The following is an 18107-nucleotide window of genomic DNA, read 5'->3' on the forward strand; positions in this document are numbered from 1 at the left end:
AGGGCGTAGACGGCGAGACGGCGGGCGGTCCGGGGACGGGGTCCGGTGGCCATTGAGTTCCTCCTCAGGAATTTCGATGCCGAGCACATGTCGCTTCGTTGCGACCTGCGGGGCGAAAGCGAGCCCTGGCGGCGTTTCGGGGGAATCGGCCGCGTCGGCAGTGAAGACAGCATCGATTGCGGGCCTGTGTCGGCACGACGGCCGATCTACCTGAGACATACCTATTTCTGCTTCTTGCTCAATCCGCTTACGTAGCGGCGGAGACCTATCACCCAGCTGCGGGAACGGGCTCGCCCGTGTCCCTGCATTCGGCTGTTCGAATCGCGTTTTCCAACTCTGGAGCCCCTTCCCGATAGCTCGGTTGCCGAGGTCCGGCGGGGATACGCTGTGCATTAACGAGGATTTGACGGGTGTTGCTCGGTGCCGGGACGCCGGTGGATGGTGGGCCGCTGAATGAGCGAGGACGATCGGTTCCTGACTGTTCGTGACGTGTTCGAGCCGGTCACGGACGAGTTGGCCGCAGCCGGATTCGAGGATGCCGAGGAAATCGGGCGGGGCGGTTTCGGTGTGGTCTATCGCTGCACACAGACCGAGCTGGATCGGACGGTCGCGGTGAAGATCCTGACCGCCGAGCTGGACGAAGAGAACCAAGCGCGATTCTTCCGGGAGCAGCAAGCGATGGGCCGGCTGACCGGGCATCCGAACATCGTGACGATGCTGCAGGCGGGTGCCACCGCGAGCGGACGACCCTATCTGGTGATGCCGTATCACCCGGTCGGCTCTCTGGAGGCACGGATCCGCGGGCAGGGTCCGCTGCCGGTCGAGACCGTGTTGCGGATCGGGGTGAAGATGGCCGGGGCGCTGGAGAGCGCGCATCGCCTCGGCATCGTGCATCGGGATGTGAAGCCGGGCAATGTGCTGCTGACCGATTACGGCGAGCCCGCGCTGACGGATTTCGGTATCGCGCGGATCGCCGGCGGGTTCGAGACGACCGCGGGCACTCTGACCGGGTCGCCGGCTTTCACGGCCCCGGAGGTGCTCGAGGGTCAGAATCCTACGTCGGCCGCGGATGTGTACGGGCTGGGTGCCACTCTGTTCTGTGCGCTGACCGGGCATGCGGCGTTCGAACGTCGCAGCGGGGAGAACGTGGTGACCCAGTTCCTGCGGATCACCACCCAGCCGGTGCCGGACCTGCGCGAGAGCGGCATCCCTGCCGACGTGTCCGCGGTGGTCGCAGCGGCGATGAGCCGCGATCCCGGCGAGAGGCCGTCGGCGGCGGCGCTGGGCGAGGCGATCCGGCAGACGCAGCGCCACCACGGGTTCACCGTCGACGAGATGGCGTTGCACGCCGAACCGGCCCGGGAGCGCCGAGACGGGAAGCCGGCCACACAGGGGTGGAGCCCGCCGGCAGCGCCAGTGGTGGGCCGGGGCGGCGCTTTGCCGCTGGAGTTGACCAGTTTCGTGGACCGCCGTGTCGAGCTGGCGGAGTTGAAGAATCTGCTGTCGGCGGCCCGTCTGGTGACGTTGACCGGGATCGGTGGTGTCGGCAAGACCCGGCTGGCGTTGCGGGCGGCGGCGACCACGCGCCGGGAGTTCCCCGACGGGGTGTGGTTTGTCGAGCTGGCCGATGTCCACGACCCGTCCCTGCTGGTCAACGCAGTGGCGGCCATCCTTGGGCTGCGCGACGATCCGGCGCGGCCGTTGCCCGAGGTGTTGGTCGAGTTCCTGTCCACGCGCAAGTCGCTGCTGGTGCTGGACAACTGCGAGCAGCTGGTGGCGGCGGTGGCGGAACTGGTCGGGACATGGTTGCGGAGCTGTCCGGACCTGCGGATTCTGGTCACCACCCGCGAGCCGCTCGATATCGCCGGAGAGGCGGTGCTGCGGGTGCCGCCGCTGTCGGTGCCGGACCCGGATCGGGAGCCGTCACTGCGAGGGAGGCTGCGGTACGACGCAGTCACGCTGTTCGTCGACCGCGCGACCGCGGTCGTGCCAGGTTTCGAACTGTCGGAAGACAACAAGGCCACCGTGGCCCGGATCTGCGCTCGGCTGGACGGGTTACCGCTGGCGATCGAGCTGGCAGCGGCGGGGATGCGGATGATGTCGCCCGAGCAGATCCTGCAGCGCCTCGACGATCGGTATGCACTGCTGAGGCGCGCGAGCCGTACCGCACCTGCGCGGCAGCAGACGCTGCAGTGGTGTGTCGACTGGAGCTACGGGTTGTGCACCCCGGTCGAGCAGCAGCTGTGGGCCCGGCTGTCGGTATTCGTCGGAGGCTTCGAACTCGATGCCGTTGAACAGGTTTGCGGCGTCGATCTGGCTCCGGAGAATGCGCTCGATGTGCTGTCCTCGCTGGTGGACAAGTCGATCGTGATCCGCGACGAGTCGGATGGTGTGGTGTGGTTCCGGATGCTGGAGACACTTCGCGACTACGGCCGAGAGAAGCTGCGCGAGTCCGGTGAGGATCAGCAGTTACGGCGCCGGCACCTCAACTGGTCCCACCGAGTAGCGCTGGCTGCGGAGGCGGGGTGGATCAGCGACCGGCAGCCCTACTGGAACGCCAGGCTCGAACGCGGACAACCCAACCTGCGCGAGGCGCTCGAATACAGCCTGGCCGAAAACACCGAGCAGGCGGCCGAAGCCGGACTGCAGACCGCCGCAGCACTATTCGTGTTCTGGACTTTCCGAGGTCTGTACAGCGAAGGTCGCCGTTGGATCGACCGGCTCCTCGACCACCCGGCCCGGCAATCCGTACCAGACCGTGTTAAAGCCCTTCATGCCGGCTGCATCATGGCAGCGGTGCAGGGCGACGTGCCGGCGGCTGCCGCCCTTGCCGAGGAGGGACGCGTGCTCGCCGAACAGGTTCCCACCCCGATGACCCAGGCACTGATCACCTATGCCGACGGTATCGTGGCGCTCTATCGCGGTGAGCTTGCTCTGGCGGTCTCCTGTTTGGAACGTGCTGTCAGGATGCTCAGCTCGAATCGGCAAGGATCCCTTTACGCTGCTGCTTTGGCCCGACTCGGTGGGGTGCACGCACTGGCCGGTGATACAGAAGTGGCGATCGAGTGTTACCGGCAGTTGATTTCCATCGCCGAAGAGGTCGGTGAATCGTACTTCCGGTCGATAGCGTTGTGGGGCCTGGGCGTTGCCGCCTGGCGGCAAGGTGAACGGTCCCGGGCAACCGAATTGTTCGAGGACGCACTGCGAGTCAACCGGCGAATGCGCAGTCCGTTCGTTGCCGCGTTGAGCCTCGAGGTGCTGGCCTGGGTCGCCGGTGCCAACGGTGACGCCGAGCGTGCAGCCGTACTGATGGGAGCCGCAGAAGAAGGACGGCGGTCCTTCGGTAACCCTGCGCCCATCTTGCCAATGGTGGACAATCACGACGAATGTGTCCGGACAACGCGATCCGCTCTCGGCGCCCGTAGATTCGATGTGGCCTCCGGTAAAGGCCGAGCGATGGGGATGGACGATGCCGTAGCTTACGTACTCAGCGAGGCGCCTGCCGAATCCATGCCCACATCGGGTCCGGCCGCGGCTCTCACCAAGCGTGAGAACCAGGTCGCGGACCTCATCGCGCAAGGCTTCACCAACAAACAGATCGCCGCCAAACTGGTGATCTCCCAACGCACCGCCCAAGGCCACGTCGAGCACATACTCACCAAACTCGGATTCACCTCCCGCGCGCAAATCGCGGCCTGGATCGCAGAAGGCGCCGAACGGCAAATTCATTGACGGTGCCGGCCGGCAATGGGATCCGGTACCCGGGGAAGCTCGAGGGCGAAGAGTCGAGACACCATCGGGGCCGAGGCCACGAGTCCGAAAAGCTCTGGCTCACACCGCAATACCGCCAGATCGGCAGCTAGTCGCCACCGACATCAACCGAGCCGAGCCGACCTGTTCCGCACCTACGAGCGTGACGCCACGGCGCGGCTGGTTGAGGCTTGGCCCGACAACCTCGCGACGGTGCGAGATTATCGGGCCGAAGTCGAGGATCACGCCCTTGCATCGAGGGCCGGGTTATCGACGATCAGTATGCGGAGTTGACGTTGTCCATGGAGCCGTAGCGGGCGGCTGCGTAGTTGCAGGCGGCGGTGATGTTGGCTACCGGATCCCAGATGTCCCAGGAGGTTCCGGCGACGTGGTAGGCCTGGAAGGTCGGATCGATGACCTGGAGCAGGCCTTTGGACGGGGTGCCGCTGGCCGCGTTGGAGTCGTAGAGGTTGATCGCGCCGGGGTCTCCTCCGGATTCGCGCATGATGTTGCGGTGGATTGCGTCGTAGCTGCCCGGGATGCCTTGTGCGGCCATGATATCGAGGGCTTGACGGATCCAGCCATCGAGGTCGGAGCCGTATACGCCGGATTCGGCGGAAACCTTGCCGGAAGGACTCATGGCTGCCGGAACGGTTTGTGCCGGTGATTGCGGGACGAGTGCCGAGGCCTCGGCGGTTGCCGTGATCGTCAGTGATGCGGCTGCCAGGGCGTAGACGGCGAGACGGCGGGCGGTCCGGGGACGGGGTCCGGTGGCCATTGAGTTCCTCCTCAGGAATTTCGATGCCGAGCACATGTCGCTCCGTTGCGACCTGCGGGGCGAAAGGGCCCTGGCGGCGTTTCCAGGGGGAATCCACCGCGCTCGGCAGTGAAGACAGCATCGATTGCGGGCTTGCTTCGGCACGACGGTCGATCTCCCGGAGACATACCTATTTCCGGGACTCACTCATTTCGGGCTCTTGGCTCGATCCGCCGCACCGGCCGGCACCCGTGTCGGGAATGGCAGAGGTTGCCACCCGAGAACCAACAGCATCCTCGGAGTGCGGTCACGGCCGGTCGTGAGCATTTTTCGTGATGGTCTGACCACTCGCGCAGGGATATTCTGGCTGGTGTCCGCTGCTGCGAATTACGAGTTACCGATGGCTGAAAGTGTTCCGATCGAAACGCAGCGTGATGCCGGTCCCGACGTCGTCACGGAGCTGAGCGCTGCCGGGTTCGACGACGCCCACGAGATCGGGCGGGGCGGTCTCGGGACTGTCTATCGGTGCACGCAGGTTGCCGTTGACCGCACGGTGGCTGTGAAGGTCCTCACCGGTGAGCTGGAGGAGGACCGGGAGCGGTTCTTTCGCGAGCAGCGGGCGATGGGTCGCCTCACCGGGCATCCGAACATCGTCAGCATGTTCGAGGTCGGGCAAACGGGCAGCGGTCGTCCCTATCTGGTCATGCCGTACTTTTCCCGAGGCTCGCTGGCGGAACGTATCCGCGACGCCGGTCCGTTGTCTCTCGCGGACACGCTTCACATCGGGGTGAGGATCGCGGGGGCGCTGGAATCCGCACATCGAGCGGGGGTTCTCCACCGCGATATCAGACCGGCGAACATTCTGCTCACCGACTACGACGAGCCGGCGTTGACCGACTTCGGTCTCGCCCACGTCTCCGACGAGTTCGAGACGGATGCCGACATCATCACCAGCTCGCCGGCCTTCACCGCGCCCGAGGTGTTCGGTGGACAGGCGCCCAGCCGTGGCTCGGACGTCTACGGGCTGGGAGCCACATTGCTCGGTGCTCTCACCGGCCAGGTCGAACGCCGCCGCGGTGAGCAGGCGGCGACCCAGTTCGTGCGGATCGCCGCCCCCTCGAGTCTCGACCGCTGTGACATCGGTATCCCCTGGGACGTACGCGCAGTGATCGAGGCGGCGATGTCGCGCGACCCGCACGACCGGCCTACCGCAGCGCTATTGGGCGAGCAACTGCGCCGAATACAGCGAGAGCACGGTTTCGCGGTCGACGAGATGGCGGTGCGTGACGAATCGGGCTCCGAATCCGAATCGCTGGTGAGTTCGGAACCGTCAGGGCCGCAAGGAGTTCCGCGTATTCGCAGCGACGGATTGCACGAGGGGACGGGAAATCTCCCGCTCGAGCTGACCAGCTTCGTCGATCGACGGACCCAGTTGTCCGAGGTCGGCAATCTGCTACCGGGGTCACGTCTGGTGACCCTGACCGGGATCGGCGGGGTCGGAAAGTCAAGGCTCGCACAGCGAGTCGCGCACAAGGTGCGGCAGAAGTTCGCGAATGGGGCGTGGCTGGTCGAGTTGGCGGAGCTGCACGATGACGCACTGCTGCCCGATGCGGTGGCCGCTGTCTTCGGAATACGAAGCCAAGGTGTCATATCCGTGCTCGACACGCTGGTGGAGGCGCTGGAACCGTATGACATGCTGCTGGTGCTGGACAACTGTGAGCACGTGGTCGACGCGGCCGCGAAGCTGTCGGAGGCGCTGCTGCGGGCGTGTCCGGATGTGCGAATCCTGGCGACGAGCCGGGAGGCACTGGGGATCGGCGGGGAAACCGTGTATCCGGTGCAGCCGCTCGGGGTTCCCGATTCGACCAGTGAGCGGGCGCTGGCGCACTCCCACGCTGTGGCACTGTTCGTCGAACGGGCCGCCGCGGCGGTGCCGGGGTTCGAGATGACCGAAGCGAATCAGCGTGCCATTGGCCAGATCTGTACCAGGCTGGACGGTTTGCCGTTGGCGATCGAGCTGGCTGCGGCGCGCCTGCGCACGATGTCGGTCGAGCAGATCCAGACCCGGCTGAGCGACCGGTACGCCCTGTTGACCCGGGGTGGCCGGGGAACGCCGAAGCGGCAGCAGACGCTGTGGTATTGCGTCAATTGGAGCTATGACCTGTGCACACCCGACGAGAAGCGGCTGTGGGCTTGCTTGTCCGTGTTCAGCGGCGGCTTCGAACTCGACGCCGTCGAGCAGGTGTGCGCAGATGACATGACCGAGTCCCAGGTGCTCGATACCTTGTCCGCGCTGGTGGACAAATCGATCCTGGTCCGACAGGAAGCCGATGGGGCGGTGCGCTTCCGGATGCTCGAGACAGTGCAGGAATTCGGCCGGGAGAAGGCCGAGGAGTCCGGTCGGTTCCCGGAGCTGCACCGGCGGCATCGGGACTGGTGTGAACGACTGGTACGCGAGGCGGACGCCAATTTCATCGGCCCGCATCAACTGGATTGGGTAGCCCGGCTCGAGCGGGAACTGCCGAATCTTCGAGAGGCATTGGAATTCAGCCTGTCCGAGTCCGACGAAGGCGGGCTCGGGATGATCACGAACCTGTACCTGTTCTGGGGCTCGCGCGGGCGGCTCCATGAGGGCCGTCGCTGGTATGAGCGCGTGCTCGGCCATTCGCTCGACGGCCGGACCACGGATCGAGCCAGGGCACTCTTCGCCGCCGGCACGATCGCGGGTTTGAACGGCGACCTGCAGACCGCGAACGACCGGTTCACGGAGCTCCGCGTACTCGCCGAGCAGACGGTGGAACCGCTGGTCGGAGCCTTGGTCAACCACGCCGAGGCAAATCAGGCGCTCGCCCGCGGCAATGTCGGTGAGTCCGACGCGGTTGCCCTGCTGACCGATGTGGTCCGCAGTTACGAAGTGTGTGGTGAGCTCGGAATGCAGTTGGACGCCCAACTCTCCCTCGGCTGGGCCTACGCCCTGGGCGGTGACGCTGCCCGGGCCGTCGCCTGCCACGAGAAGACGCTCGCCATGACAGCAGCCTGCGGCGAAACGATCTATCGCTCATGGGCGTTGTTCGCGGCGGGCTTCGCCGTCTGGCGCCGCGGCGACGTCGAACGCGCCAAGCGACTGTTGGAGGAAGGCGTTCGGCTGTCCGCACTGACATCCGATCCGCTCGTCGCCGCGGGTTGTCTGGAGACGCTGGCCTGGATCGCAGCCGACCGCGACGAACCTCGCCGCGCGGCGGTTCTGATGGGCGCAGCGGACAAGCTGGGGCGCCTCGCCGGCACCGCGACGCTCATGGTCCGTGATCTGCTCGCATACCGCACCGAGTGCATGCGGAGCAGCCGGCAAGCGCTCGGCGTACGAGCCTTCGACCGGGCTCGTCAGGAAGGTTCCGCGATGAGTCTCGACTCGGCCGTACGGCTCGCGCTCGGCGAACCGTCCCCCGCGCTCGATAGTTCGCCGCAGCAGTTGACGAAGCGTGAACGGCAGGTCGCCGACCTCGTCGCGGAAGGTCTGACTAACAGAGCGATCGCGTCACGTCTGGTGATCTCGCAACGCACCGCACAGGGGCACGTCGAACACATCCTGGCCAAATTGGGATTCACCTCGCGCGCGCAGATAGCGGCGTGGGCTGCGGAAAATTCCGGCGGCAGTCCAGGGTGACCGGCCGGCGTCTCGCTGTGGTGTCGGCCGCGTCGAATCGCTCCCCGTGCCGGTGCGGCAACGCATAATTTCGGCTGTGACACAAGGCGGTGAGGCTCATCCGGACGATGCGCAGATCCTCGAACGGGTGATGGGCGCGGGTCGCCCACAGAGCGTCGGTAGCTTTCGCTTCTGGTTCGGTGACCAGCGGTGGGAGTGGTCCGATGAGGTGGCGGTGATGCACGGATACCCGCCGGGCGCGGTGTCGCCGACCACTGATCTGCTGCTCTCGCACAAGCATCCCGAGGATCGTGCCCAGGTCGCGAGCATGATCGCGCGTTCGGTGAACGATGCGCTGCCGTTCTCGAGCCGCCACCGCATCATCGATACCGGCGGGAACGTGCACGACGTGATCGTGGTGGGTGATCAGATGGTCGACGGCCAGGATCGGGTTGTCGGATCGGCCGGTTTCTACATCGACGTGACCGATGCGCTCGCTGAGCACCGTCAGGAGGCTCTCGACGACAGCCTGCCCGAGCTGTATGCCGCGCGTGCGGTGATCGAGCAGGCCAAGGGCGCGATCATGCTGGTCTACGGTGTCAGCGCCGAGGCGGCGTTCCGGGTGCTCGCCTGGCGATCGCAGGAGACCAACACCAAGCTGCGTGCGCTGGCCGCGCAATTGATGGAGGACCTGCGAGCTCTGACGGACGCGGCGAAGCCGATTCGCACCCACTTCGACCATCTGCTGTTGACCGCCCACGAGCGAGTACCTGAGCAATGACGGCCGGCGGTTTCCGGGCCGCGCCCCGCGGTACGCGAACAATCGGTTGCAGCACCGGCGAGCGCGGGTCTACCGTCAGATGGTTCGGTGTGCGTCGATTGGCAGATCGTGGCATCAACAACGCAGCAGCGCAGGCCTTTTCGCGCGTTGCCGAAGCCCCTCGCACTGACCCGGCCGGAATCGCTGCAAATGGTGGCGATGGCCGGGATGATCGTCGGCCTGCATGTGCTGGGCTGGTTCACGCTGGTCGCGCTCGTCGCCCCGCAGCATCTCAGCGTCGGTGACCGCACCCTCGGTATCGGAGTCGGCCTGACCGCGTACACCCTGGGTATGCGGCATGCGTTCGACGCCGACCACATCGCCGCCATCGACAACACCACCCGCAAGCTCTTGCACGATGGGCAACGTCCGCTGTCGGTGGGATTCTTCTTCTCCCTCGGACATTCCACGGTCGTCTTCGTGCTGGCCCTGCTGCTCTCGCTGGGCGTGCGGGTCGTCGCCGGGCCGATCGAGAACGACTCCTCGGCCCTGCATCACTACACCGGAGTGATCGGCACGACGGTGTCCGGGACGTTCCTCTACCTCATCGCGATCCTGAATCTCGTTGTGCTGGTGGGTATTCTGCGGGTCTTCGGGCGCATGCGCGGCGGCGGCTACGACGAGGCCGAGCTGGAGCAGCAGCTGGCACAGCGTGGCCTGGTGAATCGGCTGCTCGGGCCGGTGACGAGGTCGGTGACCAAGCCCTGGCAGATGTATCCGATCGGGCTGCTGTTCGGTCTCGGCTTCGACACCGCCACCGAAGTCGCGCTGCTGGTCCTGGCCGGCACCAGCGCGGCGGTGGGCCTGCCCTGGTACGCGATTCTGTGTCTGCCGATTCTGTTCGCCGCCGGTATGAGCCTGCTCGACACCATCGACGGCGGCTTCATGAACTTCGCCTACGGGTGGGCCTTCGCCAAACCCGTGCGCAGGGTCTACTACAACATCACCGTCACGGCGTTGTCCGTCGCGGTTGCCCTGATCATCGGCACCATCGAGCTGCTCGGCCTGCTCGCCGGCCAATTGGGCTGGACCGGCGGCGTCTGGGATTGGGTCGGCGGACTCGACCTCAACGTGGTCGGTTTCCTCGTGGTCGGCGTGTTCGTCCTCACCTGGGCCATTGCCCTGCTGACCTGGCACTACGGTGGCCTCGAGGAAAAGTGGACCACCGCGCGGCAACCTGGCGCCGGGGAATGAACCGCAGGGGTGAGGTGGTGTGCGGGGAACGGCTCGGGAGTAGCTTGAGAGGGGTCCTTCTCGGTAGGGGTTCTTCTCGACGAGACGAGTCGTTGTGCACGAGATGGCGATTACCCAGAGTGTCGTCGATGCCGTCGGCGAACACGCGGCCGGCCGCACCGTCCATAGCGTGACGCTCGAGATCGGCGCACTCTGTGCTGTCGTCCCCGATGCCCTGCGTTTCTGCTTCGATCTGGCCGCCGAGGGAACCGTCGCGGCGGGCGCACGTCTGGACATCCATCTCATTCCCGGTATGGCCCGGTGCCGGGCCTGCGGCCGGGACTTCGTCCTGCCCGATCCTGTGCTGCTGTGCCGTTGCGGCAGTGCGGATGTCGAGGTGACCGCCGGGCGGGAGCTGCGAATCCGATCCATGGAGGTGAGCGACCCATGTGTGCTACCTGCGGATGCGGTGGCGAGACGGGCGGACTGATCACCGTCCCCCACCCGCACGACCCGGGCGAAGACCATGACCATCACGGCCACGTCCATGACGACCACGCCCATCACGACCATGGACACCCGGTGCACGACCATGCCGGCCATGAGCACGGCGGTGACCACGTGCACCTGCCGATCACCGAGACCGTGACGCTGGAACAGCAGGTCCTGGCCAAGAACGACCGGCTGGCACAGGAGAACCGGGCCTGGCTCGCCGAACGCGACATCCTCGCGCTCAATATGACGAGCTCGCCGGGCGCGGGAAAGACCACGCTGCTGGTGCGCACCATCCGTGAACTCGGTGGAGCACCGATCGCCGTCATCGAGGGGGATCAGGAGACCCTGCTCGACGCCGAGCGGATCATGGCCACGGGATGCAAGGTGGCACAGATCAATACCGGTGCCGGCTGTCACCTGGACGCGGCCATGACCCGGCGCGCCCTCGACCTGCTCGCGCCGGAGTCCGGCAGCCTGCTGTTCATCGAGAATGTCGGAAACCTGGTGTGCCCGGCGCTCTTCGATCTGGGCGAGAGCGGCAAGGTCGTGGTGATCTCGGTGACCGAGGGCACCGACAAGCCGCTGAAGTACCCGCACATGTTCTCGGTGGCGACCCTGGTGCTGATCAACAAGATCGACCTGTTGCCCTACGTCGACTTCGACCCGGACCGCTTCGGTGAGCTCGCGCGATCGGTGAATCCCGGAGTCCGAATCCTGGAGATCTCGGCGTCCACCGGGGCGGGTCTGGCGCAGTGGTACGAATGGCTGTCCGCACAGCGCGTGCCTGCTCGGTGAACTCTTGAGGCGGTCTCGGGCCGCGCCTAAACTTACGTGATCAGGCTCACATCCCGGCCGGTCGTTTTCGAGAAAACGGCGACGCCCGACCGCCTGGCATTTCGCTTCGAAGGGTGGCACCTTTTCATGCCGACTAAAGAAGCAGTCAATGCGGAGCAGACGCTGATCCACGTTCTCTGGATCAACGCGGGACTCAGTTGTGATGGCGACTCGGTGGCCCTGACTGCCGCCACCCAGCCCAGTGTCGAGGAGATAGCTCTCGGATCCCTGCCTGGCCTGCCCAAGATCGCCGTTCATTGGCCACTCATCGATTACGAATGTGGCCCGACCGGGGGAGCCGACGACTTCCTCGAATGGTTCTTCAAGGCCGATCGTGGCGAGCTCGAACCCTTCGTCCTGGTCGTCGAGGGGTCGATCCCGAACGAGCGTTTGCACGTCGAGGGCTACTGGTGCGGGTTCGGCAACAATCCCGAGACCAACCAGCCCATGACCACCAGCGAATGGGTCGATCGGCTGGCCCCGAAGGCGACCGCGGTGGTCGCGGCCGGCACCTGCGCGACCTACGGCGGCATCCACGCCATGGCCGGCAACCCGACCGGCGCCATGGGCGTCCCCGACTACCTGGGCTGGGAGTGGAAGAGCAAGGCCGGCATCCCCATCGTGTGCGTGCCGGGTTGCCCGATCCAGCCCGACAATCTCTCCGAGACCCTGACCTACCTGCTCTACATGGCCACCGGTCAGGCCCCGATGATCCCGCTCGACGAGGCATTGCGCCCCAAATGGCTTTTCGGTGCGACGGTGCACGAGGGGTGCGATCGCGCGGGCTATTACGAGCAAGGGGATTTCGCCACCGAATACGGCTCGCCGAAATGCATCGTGAAATTGGGGTGCTGGGGCCCGGTCGTGAAATGCAATGTGCCCAAACGCGGTTGGATAAACGGCGTCGGCGGTTGCCCGAATGTCGGTGGTATCTGTATCGGTTGCACCATGCCCGGATTCCCGGACAAGTTCATGCCCTTCATGGACGAGCCGCCGGGCGGCAAGCTGTCCTCCACCGCGTCGGGTTTGTACGGCTCGGTGATTCGCAGTCTGCGGCACATCACGGGCCGCACCGTGGACAAGGAGCCGAGCTGGCGGCACAAGGGAGACAAACTGGATTCCGGCGCGGTCCGGACCTGGTAGGGAAGGCAAGCCGATGACCGAGATCATTCCCGAGCCCTCGCACCGCACGATCCAACCGGATGCCCTCGTCGAGATGGCCTGGGATCCGATCACCCGCATCGTCGGCAGTCTGGGCATCTACACCAAGATCGATTTCGAGAATCGGGAGGTGGTCGAGTGCCACAGCACCTCCTCGATCTTCCGCGGTTACTCGATCTTCATGCGCGGCAAGGATCCTCGTGACGCGCACTTCATCACCAGCCGCATCTGCGGCATCTGCGGCGACAACCACGCCACCTGTTCGTGCTACTGCCAGAACATGGCCTACGGGGTGAAGCCGCCGAATCTGGGCGAGTGGATCGTCAATATGGGTGAGGCCGCCGAGTACATGTTCGACCACAACATCTTCCAGGAGAACCTGGTCGGCGTGGACTTCTGCGAGAAGATGGTGTCCGAGACCAACCCGGGTGTGCTGGCGTTGGCCGAGAAGACCGAGGCGCCGCACGCGCAGGCGCACGGCTACCGCACCGTCGCCGACATCATGCGCGCGCTCAACCCCTTCACCGGCGAGTTCTATCGCGAGGCGCTGCAGGTCAGCCGCTACACGCGAGAGATGTTCTGCCTCATGGAGGGCCGGCACGTGCACCCGTCGACGCTGTACCCCGGCGGGGTCGGGACGGTCGCCACCCTCCAGTTGATGACCGACTACATGACCCGGCTCATGCGCTACGTCGAGTTCATGAAGAAGGTCGTCCCCATGCACGACGACCTGTTCGACTTCTTCTATGCGGCGCTGCCCGGATACAACCGGGTCGGCCTGCGGCGCACGCTGCTGGGCTGCTGGGGCTCGTTCCAGGATCCGGCGGTGTGCAACTTCAACTACAAGGACATGGAGGACTGGGGCAACGCGATGTTCGTGACCCCCGGCATCGTGGTGGACGGGAAGCTGATCACCCACTCACTGCTGGACATCAATCTCGGCCTCCGAATCCTCTTGGGCAGTTCGTATTACGAGGACTGGACCGACCAGGAGATGTTCGTCAAGAACGATCCGCTGGGCAATCCGGTGGACCGCCGCCACCCCTGGAATCAGCACACCAACCCCAGCCCGCAGAAGCGCGACCTGGAGGACAAGTACAGCTGGGTGATGTCGCCACGCTGGTTCGACGGCAAGGATCATCTCGCGCTCGACACCGGCGGCGGACCGCTGGCGCGACTGTGGTCCACCGCCCTGGCGGGGATGGTCGACATCGGCTATGTGAAGTCCACCGGCCACAGCGTGCAGATCAATCTGCCCAAGACGGCGCTCAAGGGTCCGGTCGAATTGGAGTGGACGATACCGGCTTTCGGCAGCAACACCATCGAGCGCAACCGCGCCCGCACCTACTTCCAGGCCTACGCCGCGGCGTGCGCGCTGCACTTCGCGGAGAAGGCGCTCGAAGAGATCCGGGCCGGGCGGACCAAGACCTGGGAGCATTTCGAGGTGCCGGACGAGAGCATCGGCTGCGGTTTCACCGAGGCCGTGCGCGGTGTGCTGTCGCACCACATGGTGATCCGGGACGGCAAGATCGCCAACTATCATCCGTATCCGCCCACACCCTGGAACGCCAGCCCGCGCGACAGTTTCGGAACCCCGGGACCGTACGAGGACGCGGTGCAGGGACAGCCGATCTTCGAGGAGAACGATCGGGAGCACTTCAAGGGCATCGACATCATGCGCACCGTCCGCAGTTTCGATCCCTGCCTGCCCTGCGGTGTGCACATGTACCTGGGTGGTGGCAAGTCCTTGGACCTGCTCCACTCACCCACCCAGGCGCTGACCGCTGAGTAGCGGTCGAGCCGATACCGGGAGGCGAGCGCGGTGAACGACCGATCCGAGGACCACCGCGCTCAGGCCGCGGACACCGATCGCTGGCGCGAGGCCGGCGAGCGGATCGACACTCTGCTGAGTGCCATTTCCGCCGCCGGGCCCGTGGCGCGCGAGCGCGCCGAGGAACTGGTCGGTGAGATCGTCGGCCTGTACGGTGCGGGACTCGAGCGGACCATTCGGCTGCTCGATCCCGAGACCGTCGAACGGCTGGCGGCCGACGACCTGATCGCCAGCCTGCTGCTGGTGCACGGACTGCACCCGCACGACACGCTCACCCGGGTGCGCACGGCGCTGGACGGGGTACGCCCGTACCTGGGCTCGCACGGTGGCGATGTGGCGGTGGTGGCAGTGGCCGACGGCGTGCTGCGGCTGGCCTTCACCGGCAGCTGCCGCAGTTGCCCATCCTCCGCGGTGACCCTGGAGCTGGCGGTGGAGGATGCGGTGCGTGCCGCCGCGCCGGAGATCGAGACCATCGAAGTGGTTGCGTCCGAACCAGATTCGAATGCCGGGGTGATTCCGGCGGAGTCGCTGCTGGCCCGCGTCCACGCCAACGGCGAGCACGGCGGAACCTGGATCGGGGCGCCCGAGCTGGCACAGCTCGGCGCGGGTGAGGTGGGTGGTTTCGCGCTGGCCGGCGCGGCCGTCGTGGCCTGCCGGGTTGGCGACGAGCTGTTCGTCTACCGCGATCACTGTCCGTCGTGCGGGAATTCGATGGCGGGAGCGGCGCTGCATCGCCGGGCCGGGTTCCCGGCCGGCGCGGCCGTGCTGCGCTGCCCGGTCTGCCGGGCCCACTTCGACGTCGTGCACGCGGGCGCGCGCCTGGACGGCGACGGTCATCTGGAACCGCTCCCGGTCCTGATCCGTTCGGGCACACCGCAGGTGGCGGTGCCGATGGAGGCGGCCGGATGAATCCCGCCTTCGGCGTGCTGCGCAGGCTCGCGACGTCCCGGCCCGCCCCGGCGCCGGCCGGGGAGCGGTGTGAGATGTGCGGTGAAGCCATCGCCGAGACGCACAGCCATGTCGTGAATATCGAAGGCAGACAACTCATGTGCGTCTGCCGGGCCTGCTATCTGCTGTTCACCGACCGCACCGCGAACCTGCGGTATCGCGCGGTCCCGGATCGCTGCCTCGCCTTCCCCGGGGTCAGCATCGGCCCGGGGGAGTGGGATGCCCTGCAGATTCCGGTCGGCCTGGCCTTCTTCTTCCGCAACTCCACGCTCGGGCGCACGGTGGCGTTCTATCCCGGTCCGGCCGGTGCCACCGAATCCGAACTGCCGCTGGACCAGTGGAGCGCGATCCTGGACCGGCATCCCGAGCTCGCACAGGCCGATGACGATGTCGAGGCGGTGCTGATCCACCTGCCCGAGCGCGGCGGCACCCCGACCTGCCTGCTGCTGCCGATCGACGCCTGTTACGAATTCGTCGGGCGCATGCGGTTGCTGTGGCGCGGATTCGACGGCGGGCAGGAAGCCCGCCGCTACATCGAGGAATTCCTCGCCGCCATGACCGCCCGGGCCCGCGTCGTCGGAGGCACCCCATGAGCCCGGCGTACTCGATCACCTTCGCGGTCCTGGGCATCCGGCCCGAACCGTATGCCGTGACGCCGACCCTGTCGGCGCGGATCGGGATCGCCGCGCTGTCCGAGGAGCCCGTGCACGCCATCGCCCTGCGCGCGCAGGTGCGTATCGACCCGAACCGGCGCTCCTACACCGACGAGGAGGGTGCGGGCCTGACCGATCTGTTCGGTCCCCGGGAACGCTGGGCCGAGACCCAACGCTCCTTTCTGTGGATGCATTGCGCGACAATGGTTCCCGGCTTCGGCAGCGGTGGCACCGAGGTGGATCTGCCGATGCTGTGCACCTACGACCTCGAGGTCGCGGGTTCGAAGTACCTGCACGCGCTGCGCGACGGCACGGTACCGCTGTCGTTCCTGTTCAGTGGCACCGTGTTCATCAGGGGCGAAACCGGTTTCGCGGTGCAGCAGGTGCCGTGGGACCGCGACGACCGGTTCGACATGCCCGTGTCGGTGTGGCGGGATCTGATGGCCGCGCACTTCCCGGACACGGGCTGGGTGCGGTTGTCGCGCGAGACACTGGATGAGCTGTCCGCCTTCAAATCCGGTCGCGGCCTGCTCGGCTACGACCAGGCGGTGCGCGAGTTGCTCGCCGCGGGGGGTGCGTGATGAGCGCCGATGTGGCGGCCCGGGCGGCGGCGCGCGCGGTGGCCGACGCGGTGCTCTACGAGGGGTACCTGCTGTACCCGTACCGGGCGAGCGCCCGGAAGAACGTGTGCCGCTGGCAGTTCGGCGTGCTCGGACCCGAGCGGGCGGCCGCCGACGGGCTGGGCGAGGATTCCGAGCTCGCGACGCAGTTCCCGGTCACGGCCGGCGAGCCGGCGCGGATCAGCGTCGCGGTGCGGTTCCTGCACCGGCAGCGGCGCACGGTCCGGAGCTCGGACGGCACCGCCGTCGCGGAACTCCATGCCGCCGGTCGGTCCTGGCTGAGCTGGGACGAGGCCGTCGAATACGAGCACGACATCGGACCGATACCGCTGGTGCACAGCGTTTTTCCGTTCACCGTCCCCGGCGCCGAGGAGAGTGCGGCGATCAGTGACGACACCGGCGGCGTGGTCGGCACGTTGCTGCGCACCCGGGAACCGCTCCGCGGCGAGCTCGAACTGTCGGTGGACGACGTCGGCGGCTACCGCCGAGTGAGCATCGTCCTGCGCAACACCGGCGCGCCCGCCACCGACCCCGATGACGCGCTGGCCCGCTCGCTGCTGGGCGCGCACCTGATCGTCGAGCTCGACGGCGGGCGGTTCCATTCGCTCACCGATCCGCCTCCCGACGCCGAGAATGTTGTCGAAAGCTGTTGCCACCACCGCTGTTTCCCGGTGCTCGCGGGCCCGCCCGGTCAGGACGAGCTGCTGCTGGTCTCCCCGATCATCCTCTACGACCATCCCGAGATCGCCCCGCAGAGCCAGGGCCCGCTTTTCGACTCCACCGAGATCGACGAGATCCTGGCGCTGCGCGTGCTGACCATGACCGACGACGAGAAGCGCGAGGCGCGCGCCACCGATCCGCTCGCCGCCGAGATCATCGATCGCTGCGAGAAGCTCGACGCCGAGCGAATGGGATCCCTGCACGGGGTGCTGCGGGAGGACCCGTCCCCACGGGTGCTGCCCGCGCTGGCCGACGGCGTCGACTGGTGGGATCCGGTGGCCGACAGTGCCGTTGCGCCCGACACCGACGCGGTGGCGGTGGCCGGGGTGCTGGTGCGCAAGGGCAGCCGGGTGCGATTGCATCCCGGGCGCCGCGCCGACGCGCAGGACCTGTTCTATGCCGGCCGCACCGCCAGGGTGGTCACGGTGCACGAGGACGTGGACGGCGGGGTGCACGTCGGCGTGGTCGCCGAGGACGACCCCGCGGCCGAATTGCACGAATGGTACGGGCGCTACCTGTACTTCGCCCCCGATGAGATCGAGCCGCTGGACGGCTCGCCCGAGTGAAAGGAAGGGCCGGAGATGGCAACGGTAGGAGTGGTCGCGATAGTGATCGTCGCCCTGGCCGCGTTGTTCGCGGTCGCTGTGGGCCTTGTGTCCATCCCCGATATCCGCAGGTACTTCCGGATACGGCACATGTGAG

General features: G+C 66.6%; 14 protein-coding genes. 13 read left to right on the forward strand and 1 reads right to left on the reverse strand.

Annotated elements, in window-relative coordinates:
• Positions 1 to 453: 453 nt before the first annotated feature.
• Entirely contained in the window at positions 454 to 3732 is a 3279-nt protein-coding gene (locus tag ACFXHE_RS31250; protein WP_379388020.1) for a protein kinase, read from the forward strand.
• A 295-nt stretch (positions 3733 to 4027) separates the two neighbouring features.
• Here the strand turns inward: ACFXHE_RS31250 and ACFXHE_RS31255 are convergent, their stop codons facing one another.
• Positions 4028 to 4528 (reverse strand): transglycosylase SLT domain-containing protein, encoded by a 501-nt coding sequence (locus ACFXHE_RS31255; protein ID WP_379388022.1) that lies wholly within the window; start codon positions 4526 to 4528, stop codon positions 4028 to 4030.
• Positions 4529 to 4907: 379 nt separating this feature from the next.
• Here ACFXHE_RS31255 and ACFXHE_RS31260 point away from each other — a divergent pair, with 379 nt between their 5' ends.
• The 12 genes from ACFXHE_RS31260 to ACFXHE_RS31315 all read left to right on the forward strand — a co-directional run bounded on the left by ACFXHE_RS31260 (position 4908) and on the right by ACFXHE_RS31315 (position 18106).
• Complete coding sequence (locus ACFXHE_RS31260; RefSeq protein ID WP_379388024.1) at positions 4908 to 8171, forward strand: protein kinase; 3264 nt, start codon at positions 4908 to 4910, stop codon at positions 8169 to 8171.
• 130 nt (positions 8172 to 8301) lie between these two features.
• Complete coding sequence (locus tag ACFXHE_RS31265; protein ID WP_379388201.1) at positions 8302 to 8931, forward strand: PAS and ANTAR domain-containing protein; 630 nt, start codon at positions 8302 to 8304, stop codon at positions 8929 to 8931.
• Positions 8932 to 9039: 108 nt separating this feature from the next.
• Entirely contained in the window at positions 9040 to 10164 is a 1125-nt protein-coding gene (locus tag ACFXHE_RS31270; RefSeq protein ID WP_379388026.1) for a HoxN/HupN/NixA family nickel/cobalt transporter, read from the forward strand.
• Positions 10165 to 10258: 94 nt separating this feature from the next.
• Complete coding sequence (gene hypA, locus ACFXHE_RS31275; protein WP_379388027.1) at positions 10259 to 10633, forward strand: hydrogenase maturation nickel metallochaperone HypA; 375 nt, start codon at positions 10259 to 10261, stop codon at positions 10631 to 10633.
• Complete coding sequence (gene hypB, locus ACFXHE_RS31280; protein ID WP_379388029.1) at positions 10591 to 11433, forward strand: hydrogenase nickel incorporation protein HypB; 843 nt, start codon at positions 10591 to 10593, stop codon at positions 11431 to 11433. Before hypA ends, hypB begins: the two co-directional genes overlap by 43 nt.
• 126 nt (positions 11434 to 11559) lie before the next feature.
• A complete protein-coding gene (locus tag ACFXHE_RS31285) occupies positions 11560 to 12615 on the forward strand; it encodes a hydrogenase expression protein HypE (protein WP_379388030.1) in 1056 nt (351 codons plus the stop codon).
• A 13-nt stretch (positions 12616 to 12628) separates the two neighbouring features.
• On the forward strand, positions 12629 to 14425 hold the full coding sequence (locus ACFXHE_RS31290) for a nickel-dependent hydrogenase large subunit (protein WP_379388031.1): 1797 nt from the start codon (positions 12629 to 12631) through the stop codon (positions 14423 to 14425).
• Between the two features lie 30 nt (positions 14426 to 14455).
• Entirely contained in the window at positions 14456 to 15373 is a 918-nt protein-coding gene (locus tag ACFXHE_RS31295; protein WP_379388032.1) for a NifU family protein, read from the forward strand.
• A complete protein-coding gene (locus tag ACFXHE_RS31300) occupies positions 15370 to 16005 on the forward strand; it encodes a DUF5947 family protein (protein WP_379388033.1) in 636 nt (211 codons plus the stop codon). The genes ACFXHE_RS31295 and ACFXHE_RS31300 overlap by 4 nt, the downstream gene beginning before the upstream one ends.
• Positions 16002 to 16646 carry a DUF6084 family protein gene (locus ACFXHE_RS31305; RefSeq protein ID WP_379388035.1) on the forward strand — a complete coding sequence of 215 codons (645 nt, stop codon included), beginning with the start codon at positions 16002 to 16004 and terminating at the stop codon, positions 16644 to 16646. Before ACFXHE_RS31300 ends, ACFXHE_RS31305 begins: the two co-directional genes overlap by 4 nt.
• Positions 16646 to 17971 (forward strand): hypothetical protein, encoded by a 1326-nt coding sequence (locus ACFXHE_RS31310; RefSeq protein ID WP_379388037.1) that lies wholly within the window; start codon positions 16646 to 16648, stop codon positions 17969 to 17971. Before ACFXHE_RS31305 ends, ACFXHE_RS31310 begins: the two co-directional genes overlap by 1 nt.
• A gap of 15 nt (positions 17972 to 17986) precedes the next feature.
• Entirely contained in the window at positions 17987 to 18106 is a 120-nt protein-coding gene (locus ACFXHE_RS31315) for a DUF6893 family small protein (protein WP_379388039.1), read from the forward strand.
• Position 18107 lies beyond the last annotated feature (1 nt).

This window comes from Nocardia sp. NPDC059229 (genome assembly GCF_042754165.1).
Classification (GTDB): domain Bacteria; phylum Actinomycetota; class Actinomycetes; order Mycobacteriales; family Mycobacteriaceae; genus Nocardia.